Here is a 13,623-nt window from a genome sequence, read left to right on the forward strand (position 1 = left end):
TTCACCACACGCTGGCCAGTGCGCGTTGCCTGCTGCCGGGTCAGTCTCGCGCCAGAGCCAGGGCTACACCTTGCCCACCGCCAATGCACAGAGTGGCCAAACCCTTGCTGGCATCTCGACGCAGCATCTCATGCAGCAACGTGACCAGTACCCGGCAGCCAGAAGCGCCGATTGGGTGACCCAATGCAATGGCACCGCCGTTGACGTTGACCTTGTCGGCGTCCCAGCCCAGCACTTGGCCAACCGACAGCGCTTGTGCTGCGAAGGCCTCGTTGGCTTCGATCAGGTCCAGTTGCTCCAGGCTCCAGCCGGCCTTCTCCAGGCAGCGGCGGGTCGCCGACACCGGCGCGATGCCCATCACCGCGGGATCCACGCCGGCATTGGCATAGGCGGCAATGCGCGCCAGCACCGGCAGGCCCAACGCCTGGGCCTTGCTCGCACTCATGAGCAGCACGGCCGCAGCGCCATCGTTGAGCGACGACGCATTGCCAGCGGTCACGCTGCCCTCGGCTTTGAAGGCCGGCTTGAGCTTGCCCAGGCTTTGCGCCGTGGTGTCGGCACGGGGCTGCTCGTCTACCGCGAACGGCACAGGTTCGCCTTTGCGCTGGGGCACGGCAATGGGGGTGATTTCATCGACGAAACGACCCGCTTCGATGGCCGCCATGGCCTTTTGCTGGGACTGCGCAGCGAATGCATCCTGGGCTTCGCGGCTGATGCCGTACTGTTCGGCCAGGTTTTCTGCGGTAATGCCCATGTGATAGTCGTTGAAGACATCCCACAGGCCATCCTTGATCATGCTGTCGACCAGCGCTGCATTGCCCATGCGCAGACCGGTACGTGCGGCCGGCAACAGGTAGGGCGCCAGGCTCATGTTTTCCATGCCGCCGGCGATGATCACCTCGGCATCGCCGCAGCGGATGGCCTGGGCGGCCAGGTGCACGGCTTTGAGCCCTGAACCGCAGACCTTGTTCAAGGTCATGGCCGGCACGGCGCTGGGCAGGCCGGCAAACATCGCCGCCTGGCGCGCAGGGTTCTGTCCGGCGCCTGCGGTAAGTACCTGTCCGAGAATGACTTCGTCGACCTGTGCGGGATCCAGACTGGTCTGTGCGATCAGTCGGCGAATCACCGCAGCGCCCAGCTCGACGGCGGGTACGCTCGCCAGTGAACCCTGGAAACTGCCTACGGCAGTGCGTGTGGCGGCAACGATAACGACGTCTTGCATGAAGGAGTCCTCGGTAGGGCGGCCGGTGGCCTTGTTCTTGTAGGAAGCGGATGGCACCGCTTGACGTACCGGACACACAGCGACGGCACAGAGTGATTGTCAGCCCTGTGCACTGATTTGATAAATTGCATTTTCAAACGGGTTCATAAAAAAAGCAGAACAATGTCGAACACCGGCGCCCGCAATCAGCCGCCGGTCATGTTCATGAAACGCACCACCTGCACGTCATCGTCGAGGCGGAAGTTGTGGCTCCACGGCTTGAGCTGCATGGCCTGGATGATCGCCTGTTCGAGCACTTCCGGCTGGCCGGGATGATCACGCAGGACTTGCTTGAGGTCCGCCGAATGCTCGTTGCCCAGGCACAGCAGAAGGCGCCCTTCGACGGTCAGGCGCACGCGGTTGCAGGTCGCACAGAAGTTGTGGCTGTGAGGGGAAATGAAACCGATGCGCGTGCCCGGGGCCTGGGGGATGCGCCAGTAGCGCGATGGGCCCTGGGTGGAGTCGGTTGAGGGCAACAGCTCGTAACGCTCGGCGATGCGCGCGCGCACCTGATCACTCGAGTAGAAGGCTTCGGCGCGGCTGTGCTCGCTGATGGCCCCCAGGGGCATCTCCTCGATGAAGGAAATGTCCAGGCCGCGGTCGATGGCAAAGCTCACCAGGTCGACGACTTCGTCATCGTTGCGACCCTGCATGACCACGCAGTTGAGCTTGGTATGGTGAAATCCGGCCGCGTTGGCGGCGTCGATGCCGGCAATCACCTTGTTCAGGTCGCCGGTACGGGTGAGTTCGCGAAAACGCGCTGGATCGAGGCTGTCCAAGCTGATGTTCAGGCGCTTGACGCCGGCGTCGAACAACGGCTGGGCCAAGCTTTCCAGCCGCGAGCCATTGGTGGTCATGCACAGTTCCTGCAGGCCGGGCAGGGCGGCGATGCGGCGGCACAGGTCGACGATGCCCGAGCGCACCAGGGGCTCACCGCCGGTCAGGCGGATCTTGCGAGTCCCCAGGGCGACGAAGCTTGCGGCCACCTGCTCGAGCTCCTCGAGGCTGAGGATCTGCTGGCGCGGCAGAAACGTCATTTCTTCGGCCATGCAATACACGCAGCGGAAGTCGCAGCGATCGGTGACCGACAACCTCAGGTAATCGACTTTGCGGGCGTAGCCATCGTGCAGTGTGCGCTCAGGGGTGTGCATCGGGGGTACCAGTAAAGGGCATGACCATTTCGACTGCCAACGCCATGCAGGCGTTGCAAAAAAAATGCAGACCTTGAAGGTACGCGCCACACCGGGGTCAAGCCAATCGCTTTTTTCAATGCAGTCATCGACAGGATTGATCGGCCCCCGGTGCACAGCCCGGTCATGGCATCTGCGGCAACTCGTTGGGACGCAGGTCGAATACCAGCACCTCGGCGTCGACCCCGTTGGTCAACTGCAGCACGGTTTCCTCGCGCAGGCGCACGCCATCTCCTTCGTTCAGACGCTGGCCGTTGAGTTCGATGCTGCCCGTGGCGACGTGCACATAGGCGTAGCGGTGGTCCGCCAGCGTCAGCGTGGCCTGTTCCGCGCCGTCGAACAGGCCGGCGTAGACCCGCGCATCCTGGCGCACTTCAAGCGAGCCTTGCGCGCCATCGGGCGAGATGATCAGTTGCAGGCGGCCACGTTTCTGCTCGGCCGAGAAATGCTCCTGCTGGTAGCGAGGCTCGGCGCCTGCTTGCGCGGGCACGATCCAGATCTGCAGGAAGTGCACGGAATCGGCATCGCTGTGGTTGAACTCGCTGTGGGCCACCCCGTGGCCTGCGCTCATCAGCTGCACGTCGCCCGGGCGAATGACCGAGCCGGTACCCAGGGTGTCCTTGTGCGCCAGTGCGCCTTGCAGCACGTAGGAGAAGATCTCCATGTCGCGGTGCGGGTGCTGACCGAAACCCTTGCCGGCGCTGACGCGATCGTCGTTGATCACCAACAGATCGGAGAAGCCCTGCTCCTGCGGATCACGGTAGTGGCCGAAGGAAAAGGTATGGAAGGATTGCAGCCAGCCATGGTTGGCGATACCGCGGTCCGAAGCTTTGCGAAGTGCGAGCATGGTGTTCTCCCGATTCTGGTGAGGCGCAGCGTTGGAGATGCTGTGCGATGGGTAAAGATTATGCGTTCGCAGCGCCGGGATAAATCGCCCCGAGAGCGCAGGACTGTCGCTCTCAGGTTGACAGTCTGGGGGTGTCGCGTTTGCTCCGTATGATCATGTGATGGTTATAAGCTAATGCTGCATAGTTATAATTGGCTATATCAGAAATTGTTATCCTGCCGCCCGGCTACCGCTCCCGCGATGCTGAATCTGATGTGTAGGACGTAAGAATGGACGTAGGTACCTGGGGTTTCACCGTGGCCGGGCTGGTGGTCGGTTTCATCGTCGGCATGACGGGTGTAGGCGGCGGCTCGCTGATGACGCCCATCCTGCTCTGGTTTGGCATCAATCCGGCCACTGCCGTTGGCACTGACCTGTTGTACGCCGCCATCACCAAGGCCAGTGGCGTCTGGGTGCATGGCCGCAACAAGAACATCGACTGGAAGATTACCGGCTGGCTGGCGCTGGGCAGCGTGCCCGCGGCGGCGCTGGTGCTCTGGTATCTGAAAAGCCTGGATGCCGAACCGCAGGCCATGGGCGCGGTGATCAAGCAGGCATTGGCTGCGGTGCTGTTCCTGACCGCGTTCGCCATCCTCTTCAAGAAGCGCCTGCAGGCCTTTGCCAGCCGCCATGCCGGCGACCGCTACAACCTCAGCGCCAGCACCCTCAACGGGCTGACGGTGATCACCGGCGTAGTCCTTGGTGTGATGGTTTCGCTCACGTCCATCGGCGCCGGTGCACTGGGCACCGTGGCCCTGTTCCTGCTGTACCCGTTCCTGGCGACGCGGCGCCTGGTCGGCACCGAGATCGCCCACGCCGTGCCCCTGACCCTGGTGGCGGGCATGGGCCACGCCAGTATGGGCAACATGGACTGGTCGCTGCTCGGCCACTTGCTGCTTGGCTCGCTGCCAGGCATCTGGCTGGGCAGTCATCTGTCCGGGCGAGTATCGGACGACATCCTGCGGCCTTGCCTGGCGGTGATGCTGCTGCTGATAGGTTTCAAGCTTGCTTTCTGAGCCCCTCATACCGGCGCGGGTTATCTCATGTGCGGAGCAGATTCCATGAACGCGGTAGACATTCGCCCCGTGCAATCGAATCAGGTCGCTGCGACCCTGGATTACGTCATGGCTGCGCGGGCCTCGATCTTTCCGCAACTGGATGCCACGCACATGCCGGATGACCTGGCGCGTTTTACCGAGATTTACCTGGGCCCCGCCCAAGGCTGTTTCCTGCTGGCCTGGCAGGCGGGCCAGATCGTTGGCAGCATCGGTTACCTGCCCTACGACCAGCGCTTCAATCAGCTGCAGCTGCCGCTCGAGGCCACCGTCGAGGTCGTCCGGTTGTTCGTTTCGCCCAGCTGCCGTGGTGCCGGCGTGGCCAAGGCGCTGTATGCAGCGCTGCTGGCGCAGGCGCGTGCGGCAGGTGTGCGAACCCTGTACCTGCATACGCACCCGTTCCTGCCCGGAGCCATCGCGTTCTGGCAGAAACAGGGGTTCGAGGTGCTCGACGTCGAGTCAGACCCCGTATGGCAGACGACCCACATGCGCTGCGCCGCTTCAGGCTGAACCAACGGCCAGGGGCGCCGGTCGGTGATAGACATACCGAAAGCCTTGGAGCCGCCAATGAAGCCCTACGTGATCTGTCACATGATGTCCTCCGTCGATGGTCATGCCCTCACCGACGGCTGGGCGCGGCCGTTCAAGAACGCCGCTGGAGAGCTGTACGAGCAGTTGGCCAAGCAGTTCGAGTTCGATGCCTGGGCCTGTGGCCGGGTGACCATGCAGGAGATCGCCCACGACGAGGGTTATCCGTCCGGCCTGGCCACCGGGCCGATTGCGCGTACGCCGTACTTTGCCGATCGCGCCGCGAGCGCCTATGCCATTTCCATCGATCCGAAGGGCAAGGTCGGTTGGAAATCCAACACGGCGCTGGACTCGCACATCGTCGAAGTGCTGACCGAAGGCGTCAGCGACGACTACCTGGCCTACCTGCAATCGATCCAGGTGTCCTACATTTTTGGCGGTCAGGACACCCTCGACCTGCATCGAGTGCTGGATATTCTCGGCCGTGAATTGGGCATCAAGCGCCTGATCGTAGAAGGGGGGCCGCACGTCAGTGGCTCGTTCGTGAATGCGGGACTGGTCGATGAAATCAGTGTCCTGCTGCTGCCTCTGGTGGACGGCCGCGGCGAGCACCCGGCGTCGTTCGAGATCGACGCCGGGCAGTGGCAACAGCCAACCTACCTGTCCCTGGACAGTGCCGAAGTGCAGGAGGGCGGAGCGGTGTGGCTGCGCTACCGGCAGCAGACGCTGCCGGACTAAAGGCCGAACGCTAGGCCAGGGTCTGTGCGGGCACGCGTACCCAGCCTTCCATCAATACCCGCGCGCTGCGGCTCATGATCGCCTTGGTCACTTGCCACTGGCCCGCGACTTCGTCGGCCTGGGCGCCGACGCGCAAGGTGCCCGATGGATGGCCGAAGCACACCGTACTGCGCACGCCACCCCCAGCCGCGCGGTTGACCACGGTGCCGGGTATGGCCGCAGCGGTGCCGATGGCAACCGCCGCAGTGCCCATCATGGCGTGGTGCAGCTTGCCCATCGACAGGGCGCGCACGGTCAGGTCGATATCGGCGGCCGCTACGGGTTTGCCGCTGGAAGCGAGGTAATCGGCCGGTGGCGCGACGAAAGCGACCTTGGGCGTGTGCTGGCGCGTCTGCGCGTCTTCCAGGCGGTTGATCAGACCCATGCGCAGTGCGCCGTGGGCGCGGATGCTCTCGAAGCGGGCCAGCGCCTGCGAGTCCCCGTTGATCGCCTCCTGCAGTTCGCAGCCGCTGTAACCCAGCGCGGCGGCATCGATGAAGATGGTCGGAATGCCCGCGTTGATCATGGTCGCCTCGAAACGACCTACGCTGGGCACGTCCAGCGTGTCGACAAGGTTGCCGGTGGGGAACATCGCACCTGCCGCTCCCTCGGCCTCGGCAGCCGGATCGAGAAACTCCAGTTGCACTTCGGCGGCCGGAAACGTCACGCCGTCGAGTTCGAAGTCACCGGTTTCCTGCACCACACCGCCGCTGATGGGCACATGGGCGATGATCGTCTTGCCGATGTTGGCCTGCCACACGCGAACCACGGCGATGCCGTCGTGGGGAACGCGGGAAGGATCGAGCAGGCCAGTACTGATGGCAAAGGGGCCGACCGCCGCGGACAGGTTGCCGCAGTTGCCGCTCCAGTCGACGAACGCGCTGTCGATGGATACCTGGCCGAACAGATAGTCGACGTCATGCCCCGGCTGGCTGCTCGGGCTGACGATCACCGTCTTGCTGGTGCTCGAAGTGGCGCCACCCATGCCGTCGATCTGCTTGCCGTACGGGTCCGGGCTGCCGATCACCCGCAGCAGCAGGGCGTCACGCAGCGGCCCGGGCTGGCGCGCCGGCTCGGGCAGGTCGGCGAGGTTGAAGAACACGCCTTTGCTGGTGCCGCCGCGCATGTAGGTGGCGGGAATGCGAATCTGCGTCATGGGACTGTCCTCAGTGAGCGCCGGCGGCATGGGGAGCGGGCGCAGTGGCCTGCAGGAAATCCTGGGCGAAGCGCTGCAGCACACCGCCGGCTTCGTAGATCGAGACCTCTTCGGCAGTGTCCAGTCGGCAGGTCACCGGCACCTCCAGGCGCTCGCCATTGCGCCGCTCGATGATCAGCGTCAGCTGCGCCTGTGGCGTCAGTCGGCCAATGACATCGAACACTTCGGTGCCGTCGATACCCAGGGTCTTGCGGTCGGTACCGGCGGCGAACTGCAGCGGCAGCACGCCCATGCCCACCAGATTGGTCCGGTGGATGCGCTCGAAGCCCTCCGCTGCAATCGCCTCGACCCCGGCCAGGCGTACGCCTTTGGCCGCCCAGTCGCGCGAAGAACCCTGGCCGTAGTCGGCCCCGGCAATGATGATCAGCGGCTGCTCGCGCAGCATGTAGGTTTCGATCGCTTCCCACATGCGCATCACCTGGCCTTCGGGTTCCAGGCGGGTCAGCGAGCCTTGGCGGACCTTGCCGTTTTCCATCACCATTTCATTGAACAGTTTGGGGTTGGCGAACGTCGCGCGTTGGGCAGTCAGGTGATCGCCGCGGTGGGTGGCGTAGGAGTTGAAGTCTTCTTCGGGCAGGCCCATTTTGGCCAGGTATTCGCCCGCGGCGCTGTCGAGCATGATCGCGTTGGACGGCGACAAGTGATCGGTGGTGATGTTGTCCGGCAACACGGCCAGGGGTCGCATGCCCTTGAGCGTGCGCTCGCCGGCCAGGGCGCCTTCCCAGTAGGGGGGACGGCGGATGTAGGTGCTCGCCGGGCGCCAGTCGTAGAGGGGCGCGACTTTTGGCCCGGTGTCTTCGTGGATGGCGAACATGGGGATGTACACCTGGCGGAACTGTTCCGGTTTCACCGACGACTTGACCACGGCATTGACTTCTTCGTCACTGGGCCAGATGTCCTTGAGCCGAATGGGTTGGCCCTGCTGATCGTAGCCGAGCACGTCTTTCTCGATGTCGAAGCGGATGGTGCCGGCGATGGCATAGGCGACTACCAAAGGCGGTGAGGCGAGGAACGCCTGACGGGCGTACGGGTGGATGCGCCCGTCGAAGTTGCGATTGCCCGAGAGCACCGCCGTGGCATACAGGTCGCGTTCGATGATCTCTTGCTGGATCACCGGGTCGAGCGCGCCGGACATGCCATTGCAGGTGGTGCAGGCGAACGCGACGATGCCGAAGCCCAAGGTTTCCAGTTCTTCGGTCAGACCGGCTTCGTCCAGGTACAGCGCCACGGTTTTCGAGCCCGGTGCCAGGGATGACTTTACCCACGGTTTGCGGGTCAGGCCCAGGCGGTTGGCGTTGCGCGCCAACAGGCCTGCGGCGATCACGTTGCGTGGGTTGCTGGTGTTGGTGCAACTGGTGATGGCGGCGATGATCACCGCGCCGTCCGGCATCTGCCCAGGCACGTCGGTCCAGGGGCCGGCGATGCCTTGGGCGGCGAGGTCACTGGTCGCCACCCGCGCGTGGGGGTTGCTCGGGCCGGCCATGTTGCGCACCACGCCCGACAGATCGAAGCTCAGGTCGCGCTCATAGACGGCGGCGTCCAGGCTGTCGGCCCACAGGCCGGTGAGGCGGGCGTAGTCCTCGACCAGCTGCACTTGCTGCTCTTCACGACCAGTGAGACGCAGGTAGTCGATGGTCTGCTGGTCGATGGCGAACATCGCCGCCGTGGCACCGTATTCCGGCGCCATGTTGGAGATGGTGGCGCGGTCGCCCAGCGTCAGTTCGCGTGCGCCTTCGCCGAAGAATTCCAAATAGGCTCCGACGACCTTCTGCTGGCGCAGGTATTGGGTCAGGGCCAGCACCATGTCGGTGGCGGTGATGCCGGGTTGCAGCTGCCCGGTCAGTTCGACCCCGACGATCTCGGGCAGGCGCATCCACGAGGCGCGACCGAGCATGACGCTTTCGGCTTCGAGCCCGCCGACACCGATGGCAACCACCCCCAGCGCGTCGACGTGGGGTGTGTGGCTGTCAGTGCCGACACAGGTGTCCGGAAAGGCAACGCCTTCGCGAACCTGGATGACCGGCGACATCTTCTCCAGGTTGATCTGGTGCATGATGCCGTTGCCTGGTGGAATGACGTCGACGTTCTTGAAGGCCTTGCGCGTCCAGTCGATGAAATGGAAGCGGTCTTCGTTGCGGCGGTCTTCGATGGCGCGGTTCTTTTCGAACGCCTGGGGGTCGAAGCCGGCGCTTTCCACCGCCAGCGAGTGATCGACGATCAGTTGGGTCGGCACCACCGGATTCACCAGCGCGGGGTCGCCGCCCTGCGAGGCAATGGCGTCGCGCAGGCCGGCGAGGTCGACCAGCGCGGTCTGGCCGAGAATGTCATGGCACACCACTCGTGCCGGGTACCAGGGGAAGTCCAGATCGCGCTTGCGCTCGATCAGCTGGCGCAGCGAGGCGTCCAAGGTGATCGGGTCGCAGCGTCGCACCAGGTTTTCGGCGAGTACGCGGGAGGTGTAGGGCAGGGTGGCGTAGGCGCCCGGCTGGAGGGCTTCGACGGCTTCTCGGGCGTCGTAATAGTCCAGTGGCGAGTTCGGCAGGGTCTTGCGGTATTGTGTGTTCATCAAGTCGGCTCACGGTGCACGGCATGGTCAGGCGTGGCAAAAGTTCGGCGGGGTGGCCTTCGCGGGCGGCCGTCAAGCCTTCTACCCGCGAAGAGGCCCGCCAGGTCAGCGACGATCCAGAGGCACGAATGCGCGCTGTTCCACGCCGACATACTCCGCGCTGGGCCGGATGATCCGGTTGTTCGCGCGCTGCTCGAATACGTGCGCCGCCCAGCCCGTCACCCGCGAGCAAACGAAGATGGGCGTGAACAGTTCGGTGGCGATGCCCATGAAGTGGTACGCCGAGGCATGGTAGAAGTCGGCGTTGGGAAACAGCTTCTTCTGCTCCCACATGGTCTTGTCGATGGCCTCGGACACCGGGTAGAGCACCTTGTCGCCCGCTTCTTCGCTCAGCTTCTTCGCCCAGCCCTTGATCACTTCGTTGCGCGGATCGTTGTCCTTGTACACGGCATGGCCGAAACCCATGATCTTGTCCTTGCGTTCCAGCATGGCCAAGGTGCCGCGCACCGCTTCCTCGGGTGAGGCGAACTTCTGGATCATCGCCATGGCAGCCTCGTTGGCACCGCCGTGCAGGGGGCCGCGCAAGGAGCCGATGGCGGCGGTCACGCATGAATACATGTCCGACAAGGTCGATGCGCAGACGCGGGCGGTGAAGGTCGAGGCGTTGAATTCGTGCTCGGCGTAGAGAATCAACGAGACGTCCATCACCTTGCTGTGCAATTCACTCGGCGACTTGCCATGCAGCAGGTACAGGAAGTGCCCGGCGAACGTCTCCTCGTCGCTGCGGCAACTGATGCGAACGCCATGGTGGCTGTAGCGGTACCAGTAGCACATCATTGCAGGGAACGCCGCCAGCAGACGGTCGCTCACGTGTTCCTGCTGGTCGAAGTTGCGCTCCGGCTCCAGGGTGCCAAGGAACGAGCAACCGGTGCGCATCACGTCCATCGGATGGGTGCTCGAGGGAATGCGTTCGAGCACTTCCTTCAACGGCTGCGGCAGGTCGCGCAGGCTGCGCAGCTTGCCCTGGTAGGCAGCCAATTCGGCAGGCGTGGGCAGCTCGCCGTGGAGAAGCAGGTAGGCGACTTCTTCGAACAGGGCATGTTCGGCCAGTTCGCGCACATCATAGCCACGATAGGTCAGCCCGGCACCGGGCATGCCGACGGTCGAAAGGGCGGTCTGTCCGGCCACTTGGCCACGCAGGCCAGCGCCACTGAGTACTTTTGCTTCGGCCATGGGTTTTCTCCGATCTTGGATTTGTTATTGGAATGCAGTGATCACTTTTTCTGCGCAAACAGTGCGTCCAGTTTGCGCTCGAAGTCGTGGTAGTCGATTGCCTCGTACAGCTCCATGCGAGTCTGCATGGTGTCGATGACATTTTGCTGAGTGCCATCGCGACGTATCGCGGTGTAGACGTTCTCGGCCGCCTTGTTCATGGCGCGGAACGCCGACAGTGGGTAAAGCACCAGGCCAACGCCAACGCCACCCAGTTGCTCGGTGGTGAACAGCGGTGTGGCGCCGAACTCGGTGATGTTGGCCAGAATCGGCGCTTTCACTCGGCTGGCGAACAGCTGGTACATCTGCAATTCGGTGATGGCTTCGGGAAAGATCATGTCCGCACCCGCCTCGATGCAGGCGGCGGCGCGATCCAGGGCAGACTCCAGGCCTTCCACCGCCAGGGCGTCGGTGCGCGCCATGATCACGAAACTGTCGTCGGTGCGCGCATCCACGGCCGCCTTGATGCGATCGACCATCTCCTGCTGTGAGACGATTTCCTTGTTCGGCCGATGGCCGCAGCGCTTGGCGCCCACCTGGTCCTCGATGTGCATGGCCGCCGCGCCGAACTTGATCATCGACTTGACGGTGCGCGCGACGTTGAACGCCGACGAGCCGAACCCGGTGTCGACATCGACCAGCAACGGCAGCTCGCAGACGTCGGTGATGCGGCGTACGTCGGTCAGTACATCATCCAGCCCGGTGATGCCCAGGTCGGGCAGGCCCAGCGAACCCGCGGCGACGCCGCCTCCTGACAGGTAGATGGCCTTGAATCCAGCCCGCTGCGCGAGCAGTGCGTGGTTGGCGTTGATGGTGCCGACGACCTGCAGGGGTGACTCTTCGGCAAGTGCCTGGCGGAAGCGTTGGCCGGGGCGGGACGGCTGATTCATGGTTGGGCTCCTGGGGTGTTGTTGTGGTTGGGTTCCAGGTAATGGCGCTCGATGTTGCGCTTGGACGCAGCGATGTGCCTGCGCATGAGCAACTCGGCCAGTTCGCCATCACGCTCGGCGATGGCGTCGAGAATACGGTGGTGTTCGGCAAAGGCCTGATGGGGGCGGTTGGGCGTGGCCGAAAACTGGATCCGGTACATGCGCACCAACTGGTAGAGATCGTCACATAGCATCTGCACCAGCGTGCTGTTGCCGCTGCCTTGGATGATCCGGTAGTGGAAGTCAAAATCGCCTTCCTGCTGGTAGTAGCCGACGCCGGCCTGGAAGGCGGCATCGCGCTCATGGGTGGCCAGCACCTCGCGAAGTTCGTCGATCTGTACCTGGCTCATGCGCGTGGCCGCGAGCCGGCAGGCCATGCCTTCGAGCGATTCGCGGATTTCGTAGAGTTCGATGAGTTCGGCGTGGTTGAGCGACACCACCCGTGCGCCCACGTGCGGGATGCGCACCAGTAAGCGTTGACCCTCCAGCCGATGGATGGCTTCGCGCAGGGGACCCCGGCTGATGCCGTAGGTACGTGCCAGTTCGGGTTCGGAAATCTTGCTGCCAGGGGCTATTTCGCCATTGACGATGGCCGCCTGGATACGACGGAAGACGTTTTCCGACAGCGTCTCGGTGTCACTCGGAACACTGGAAACGAGCGAGGCGTCATCGTTGGGCAGGACGTGCAATGAAACGGGAGCGGAAGACATATTGTCGACACCTGGGCAGGTAGTGACCAAAAAATAGCCCTGTTAAAGCAGCTAGTCAATACGCGCCAGGTCAAGTGTCGACAATCTGTTGAAGTGATCGGGGGCGCTGGCCCCCGATACCGTGCTGCTATCACTCGGCTGTGGGGTAGTCCACATAGCCTTCGGGCCCCTGGCTGTACCAGGTTTCCATTACATCCTTGTTCAGCGGCAAGCCTTCGGCGAACCGATGGGGTAGATCGGGGTTGGCCAGGAACGGGCGCCCGAAGGCAATGGCGTCGGCTTCACCTGCGTCCAGCGCAGCCTGCGCTTTCTCTTTGGTGTAATCGGAATTGAGCACCAACGTGCGGCTGAAGGCCTTGCGGATGACCGGATGCACGGGTGGGCGGTCGGCCTTGCCGAAGGTGCCGTCGAAGGGCGGCTCGCGCAGTTCAAGGTAGGCAATGCCTATCTTGTCCAACGCCGCGGCTGCAGCCGAGAACAAGGTTTCCGGATCGCTGTCGTTGACCCCCTGCGAATCACCGTTGGGCGACAAACGCACGCCGGTGCGCTCGGCACCAATAGTGTCGACAACCCGCTGTGTGACCTCGGTCAACAGGCGGATGCGGTTTTCCACCGAGCCGCCGTAGGCGTCCTCGCGGAAATTGCTGTTGTCGCGCAAGAACTGATCGATCAGGTAACCGTTGGCCGCGTGGATCTGCACGCCATCGAAACCGGCGCGCATGGCATTTTTCGCGGCATGCTCGTAATCGTCCAGCAAGCGTGGAATCTCGTGGATCCCCAACGGACGCGCTTGTGTATAGGGCTGCTTGCCATCGTAGGTGTGGGTCTGACCTGGCGCAGTGGTCGCCGACGAGGAAACCGGCTGCGCGCCGCCGAGGAAGCTGGGATGAACGATGCGGCCCATGTGCCACAGTTGCAGGTCGATGCGGCCACCGGCTTCATGCACCGCAGCGGTGATCTTCTTCCAGCCCTCGACCTGCTCGTCGCTCCAGATGCCGGGCGCGTAGGGCCAGCCCAGGCCTTCCTGAGTGATGCCGGTGGCTTCGGTGATGATCAGCCCGGCGCTCGCGCGCTGGGTGTAGTACTCGATCATCAGATCGGTGGGTACATGGTTGCGCGTGGCACGGCCGCGGGTCAGCGGCGCCATCAGGATGCGATGGGGCAGCTTCTGCGCGCCAACCTGGATCGGGTCGAATAAAGAAGGCATCTGGTCTCCCTGGTCTGTGGGTTGAA

At 63.6% G+C, this 13,623-nt stretch carries 12 protein-coding genes; 3 read left to right on the forward strand and 9 right to left on the reverse strand.

Going from position 1 to position 13,623, the window contains the following annotated elements:
- Nucleotides 1–40: 40 nt before the first annotated feature.
- The 3 genes from IFT98_RS13450 to IFT98_RS13460 all read right to left on the reverse strand — a co-directional run bounded on the left by IFT98_RS13450 (nucleotide 41) and on the right by IFT98_RS13460 (nucleotide 3,298).
- Entirely contained in the window at nucleotides 41–1,222 is a 1,182-nt protein-coding gene (locus IFT98_RS13450; protein ID WP_192049192.1) for an acetyl-CoA C-acetyltransferase, read from the reverse strand.
- A 185-nt stretch (nucleotides 1,223–1,407) separates the two neighbouring features.
- Nucleotides 1,408–2,412 carry a GTP 3',8-cyclase MoaA gene (gene moaA, locus IFT98_RS13455; protein WP_192049194.1) on the reverse strand — a complete coding sequence of 335 codons (1,005 nt, stop codon included), beginning with the start codon at nucleotides 2,410–2,412 and terminating at the stop codon, nucleotides 1,408–1,410.
- Between the two features lie 163 nt (nucleotides 2,413–2,575).
- Nucleotides 2,576–3,298, reverse strand: coding sequence for a pirin family protein (locus IFT98_RS13460; RefSeq protein ID WP_192049196.1), 723 nt, complete (start codon nucleotides 3,296–3,298; stop codon nucleotides 2,576–2,578).
- Between the two features lie 269 nt (nucleotides 3,299–3,567).
- On the opposite strand from IFT98_RS13460, the gene IFT98_RS13465 reads away from it, so the two are divergent.
- Genes IFT98_RS13465 through IFT98_RS13475 form a run of 3 tightly spaced genes read left to right on the forward strand, consistent with a single transcriptional unit; the run spans nucleotide 3,568 to nucleotide 5,658 of the window.
- The gene (locus IFT98_RS13465; protein WP_122477789.1) at nucleotides 3,568–4,353 is read left to right on the forward strand and encodes a sulfite exporter TauE/SafE family protein; all 786 of its coding nucleotides are present in this window, start codon (nucleotides 3,568–3,570) and stop codon (nucleotides 4,351–4,353) included.
- A gap of 45 nt (nucleotides 4,354–4,398) precedes the next feature.
- Nucleotides 4,399–4,902 (forward strand): GNAT family N-acetyltransferase, encoded by a 504-nt coding sequence (locus IFT98_RS13470; RefSeq protein ID WP_192049198.1) that lies wholly within the window; start codon nucleotides 4,399–4,401, stop codon nucleotides 4,900–4,902.
- A 57-nt stretch (nucleotides 4,903–4,959) separates the two neighbouring features.
- The gene (locus IFT98_RS13475; RefSeq protein ID WP_192049200.1) at nucleotides 4,960–5,658 is read left to right on the forward strand and encodes a dihydrofolate reductase family protein; all 699 of its coding nucleotides are present in this window, start codon (nucleotides 4,960–4,962) and stop codon (nucleotides 5,656–5,658) included.
- A 10-nt stretch (nucleotides 5,659–5,668) separates the two neighbouring features.
- On the opposite strand, the gene prpF is transcribed toward IFT98_RS13475, so the two are convergent.
- The 6 genes from prpF to IFT98_RS13505 form a co-directional block, all read right to left on the reverse strand.
- A complete protein-coding gene (gene prpF, locus IFT98_RS13480) occupies nucleotides 5,669–6,853 on the reverse strand; it encodes a 2-methylaconitate cis-trans isomerase PrpF (RefSeq protein WP_192049202.1) in 1,185 nt (394 codons plus the stop codon).
- 10 nt (nucleotides 6,854–6,863) lie between these two features.
- Nucleotides 6,864–9,479, reverse strand: coding sequence for a Fe/S-dependent 2-methylisocitrate dehydratase AcnD (acnD, locus tag IFT98_RS13485; protein WP_192049204.1), 2,616 nt, complete (start codon nucleotides 9,477–9,479; stop codon nucleotides 6,864–6,866).
- 105 nt (nucleotides 9,480–9,584) lie between these two features.
- Nucleotides 9,585–10,712: a bifunctional 2-methylcitrate synthase/citrate synthase gene (prpC, locus tag IFT98_RS13490; RefSeq protein WP_192049206.1), complete on the reverse strand. Its 1,128-nt coding sequence runs from the start codon at nucleotides 10,710–10,712 to the stop codon at nucleotides 9,585–9,587.
- A gap of 41 nt (nucleotides 10,713–10,753) precedes the next feature.
- Entirely contained in the window at nucleotides 10,754–11,641 is an 888-nt protein-coding gene (prpB, locus tag IFT98_RS13495) for a methylisocitrate lyase (RefSeq protein ID WP_192049208.1), read from the reverse strand.
- Nucleotides 11,638–12,390, reverse strand: a complete 753-nt coding sequence (locus IFT98_RS13500) for a GntR family transcriptional regulator (RefSeq protein WP_244650954.1) — start codon at nucleotides 12,388–12,390, stop codon at nucleotides 11,638–11,640. Before IFT98_RS13500 ends, prpB begins: the two co-directional genes overlap by 4 nt.
- 130 nt (nucleotides 12,391–12,520) lie before the next feature.
- A complete protein-coding gene (locus IFT98_RS13505) occupies nucleotides 12,521–13,597 on the reverse strand; it encodes an alkene reductase (RefSeq protein WP_192049210.1) in 1,077 nt (358 codons plus the stop codon).
- Nucleotides 13,598–13,623 lie beyond the last annotated feature (26 nt).

The sequence above is a fragment of the Pseudomonas sp. CFBP 8770 genome, assembly GCF_014841705.1.
Lineage (GTDB): Bacteria > Pseudomonadota > Gammaproteobacteria > Pseudomonadales > Pseudomonadaceae > Aquipseudomonas.

Excerpts from the sequence above, each read along its gene's own strand:
- IFT98_RS13450 (WP_192049192.1), bottom strand. The coding sequence starts at position 1,222 with ATGCAAGACGTCGTTATCGTTGCCGCCACACGCACTGCCGTAGGCAGT.
- moaA (WP_192049194.1), bottom strand. The coding sequence starts at position 2,412 with ATGCACACCCCTGAGCGCACACTGCACGATGGCTACGCCCGCAAAGTC.
- IFT98_RS13460 (WP_192049196.1), bottom strand. The coding sequence starts at position 3,298 with ATGCTCGCACTTCGCAAAGCTTCGGACCGCGGTATCGCCAACCATGGC.
- IFT98_RS13465 (WP_122477789.1), top strand. The coding sequence starts at position 3,568 with ATGGACGTAGGTACCTGGGGTTTCACCGTGGCCGGGCTGGTGGTCGGT.
- IFT98_RS13470 (WP_192049198.1), top strand. The coding sequence starts at position 4,399 with ATGAACGCGGTAGACATTCGCCCCGTGCAATCGAATCAGGTCGCTGCG.
- IFT98_RS13475 (WP_192049200.1), top strand. The coding sequence starts at position 4,960 with ATGAAGCCCTACGTGATCTGTCACATGATGTCCTCCGTCGATGGTCAT.
- prpF (WP_192049202.1), bottom strand. The coding sequence starts at position 6,853 with ATGACGCAGATTCGCATTCCCGCCACCTACATGCGCGGCGGCACCAGC.
- acnD (WP_192049204.1), bottom strand. The coding sequence starts at position 9,479 with ATGAACACACAATACCGCAAGACCCTGCCGAACTCGCCACTGGACTAT.
- prpC (WP_192049206.1), bottom strand. The coding sequence starts at position 10,712 with ATGGCCGAAGCAAAAGTACTCAGTGGCGCTGGCCTGCGTGGCCAAGTG.
- prpB (WP_192049208.1), bottom strand. The coding sequence starts at position 11,641 with ATGAATCAGCCGTCCCGCCCCGGCCAACGCTTCCGCCAGGCACTTGCC.
- IFT98_RS13500 (WP_244650954.1), bottom strand. The coding sequence starts at position 12,390 with ATGTCTTCCGCTCCCGTTTCATTGCACGTCCTGCCCAACGATGACGCC.
- IFT98_RS13505 (WP_192049210.1), bottom strand. The coding sequence starts at position 13,597 with ATGCCTTCTTTATTCGACCCGATCCAGGTTGGCGCGCAGAAGCTGCCC.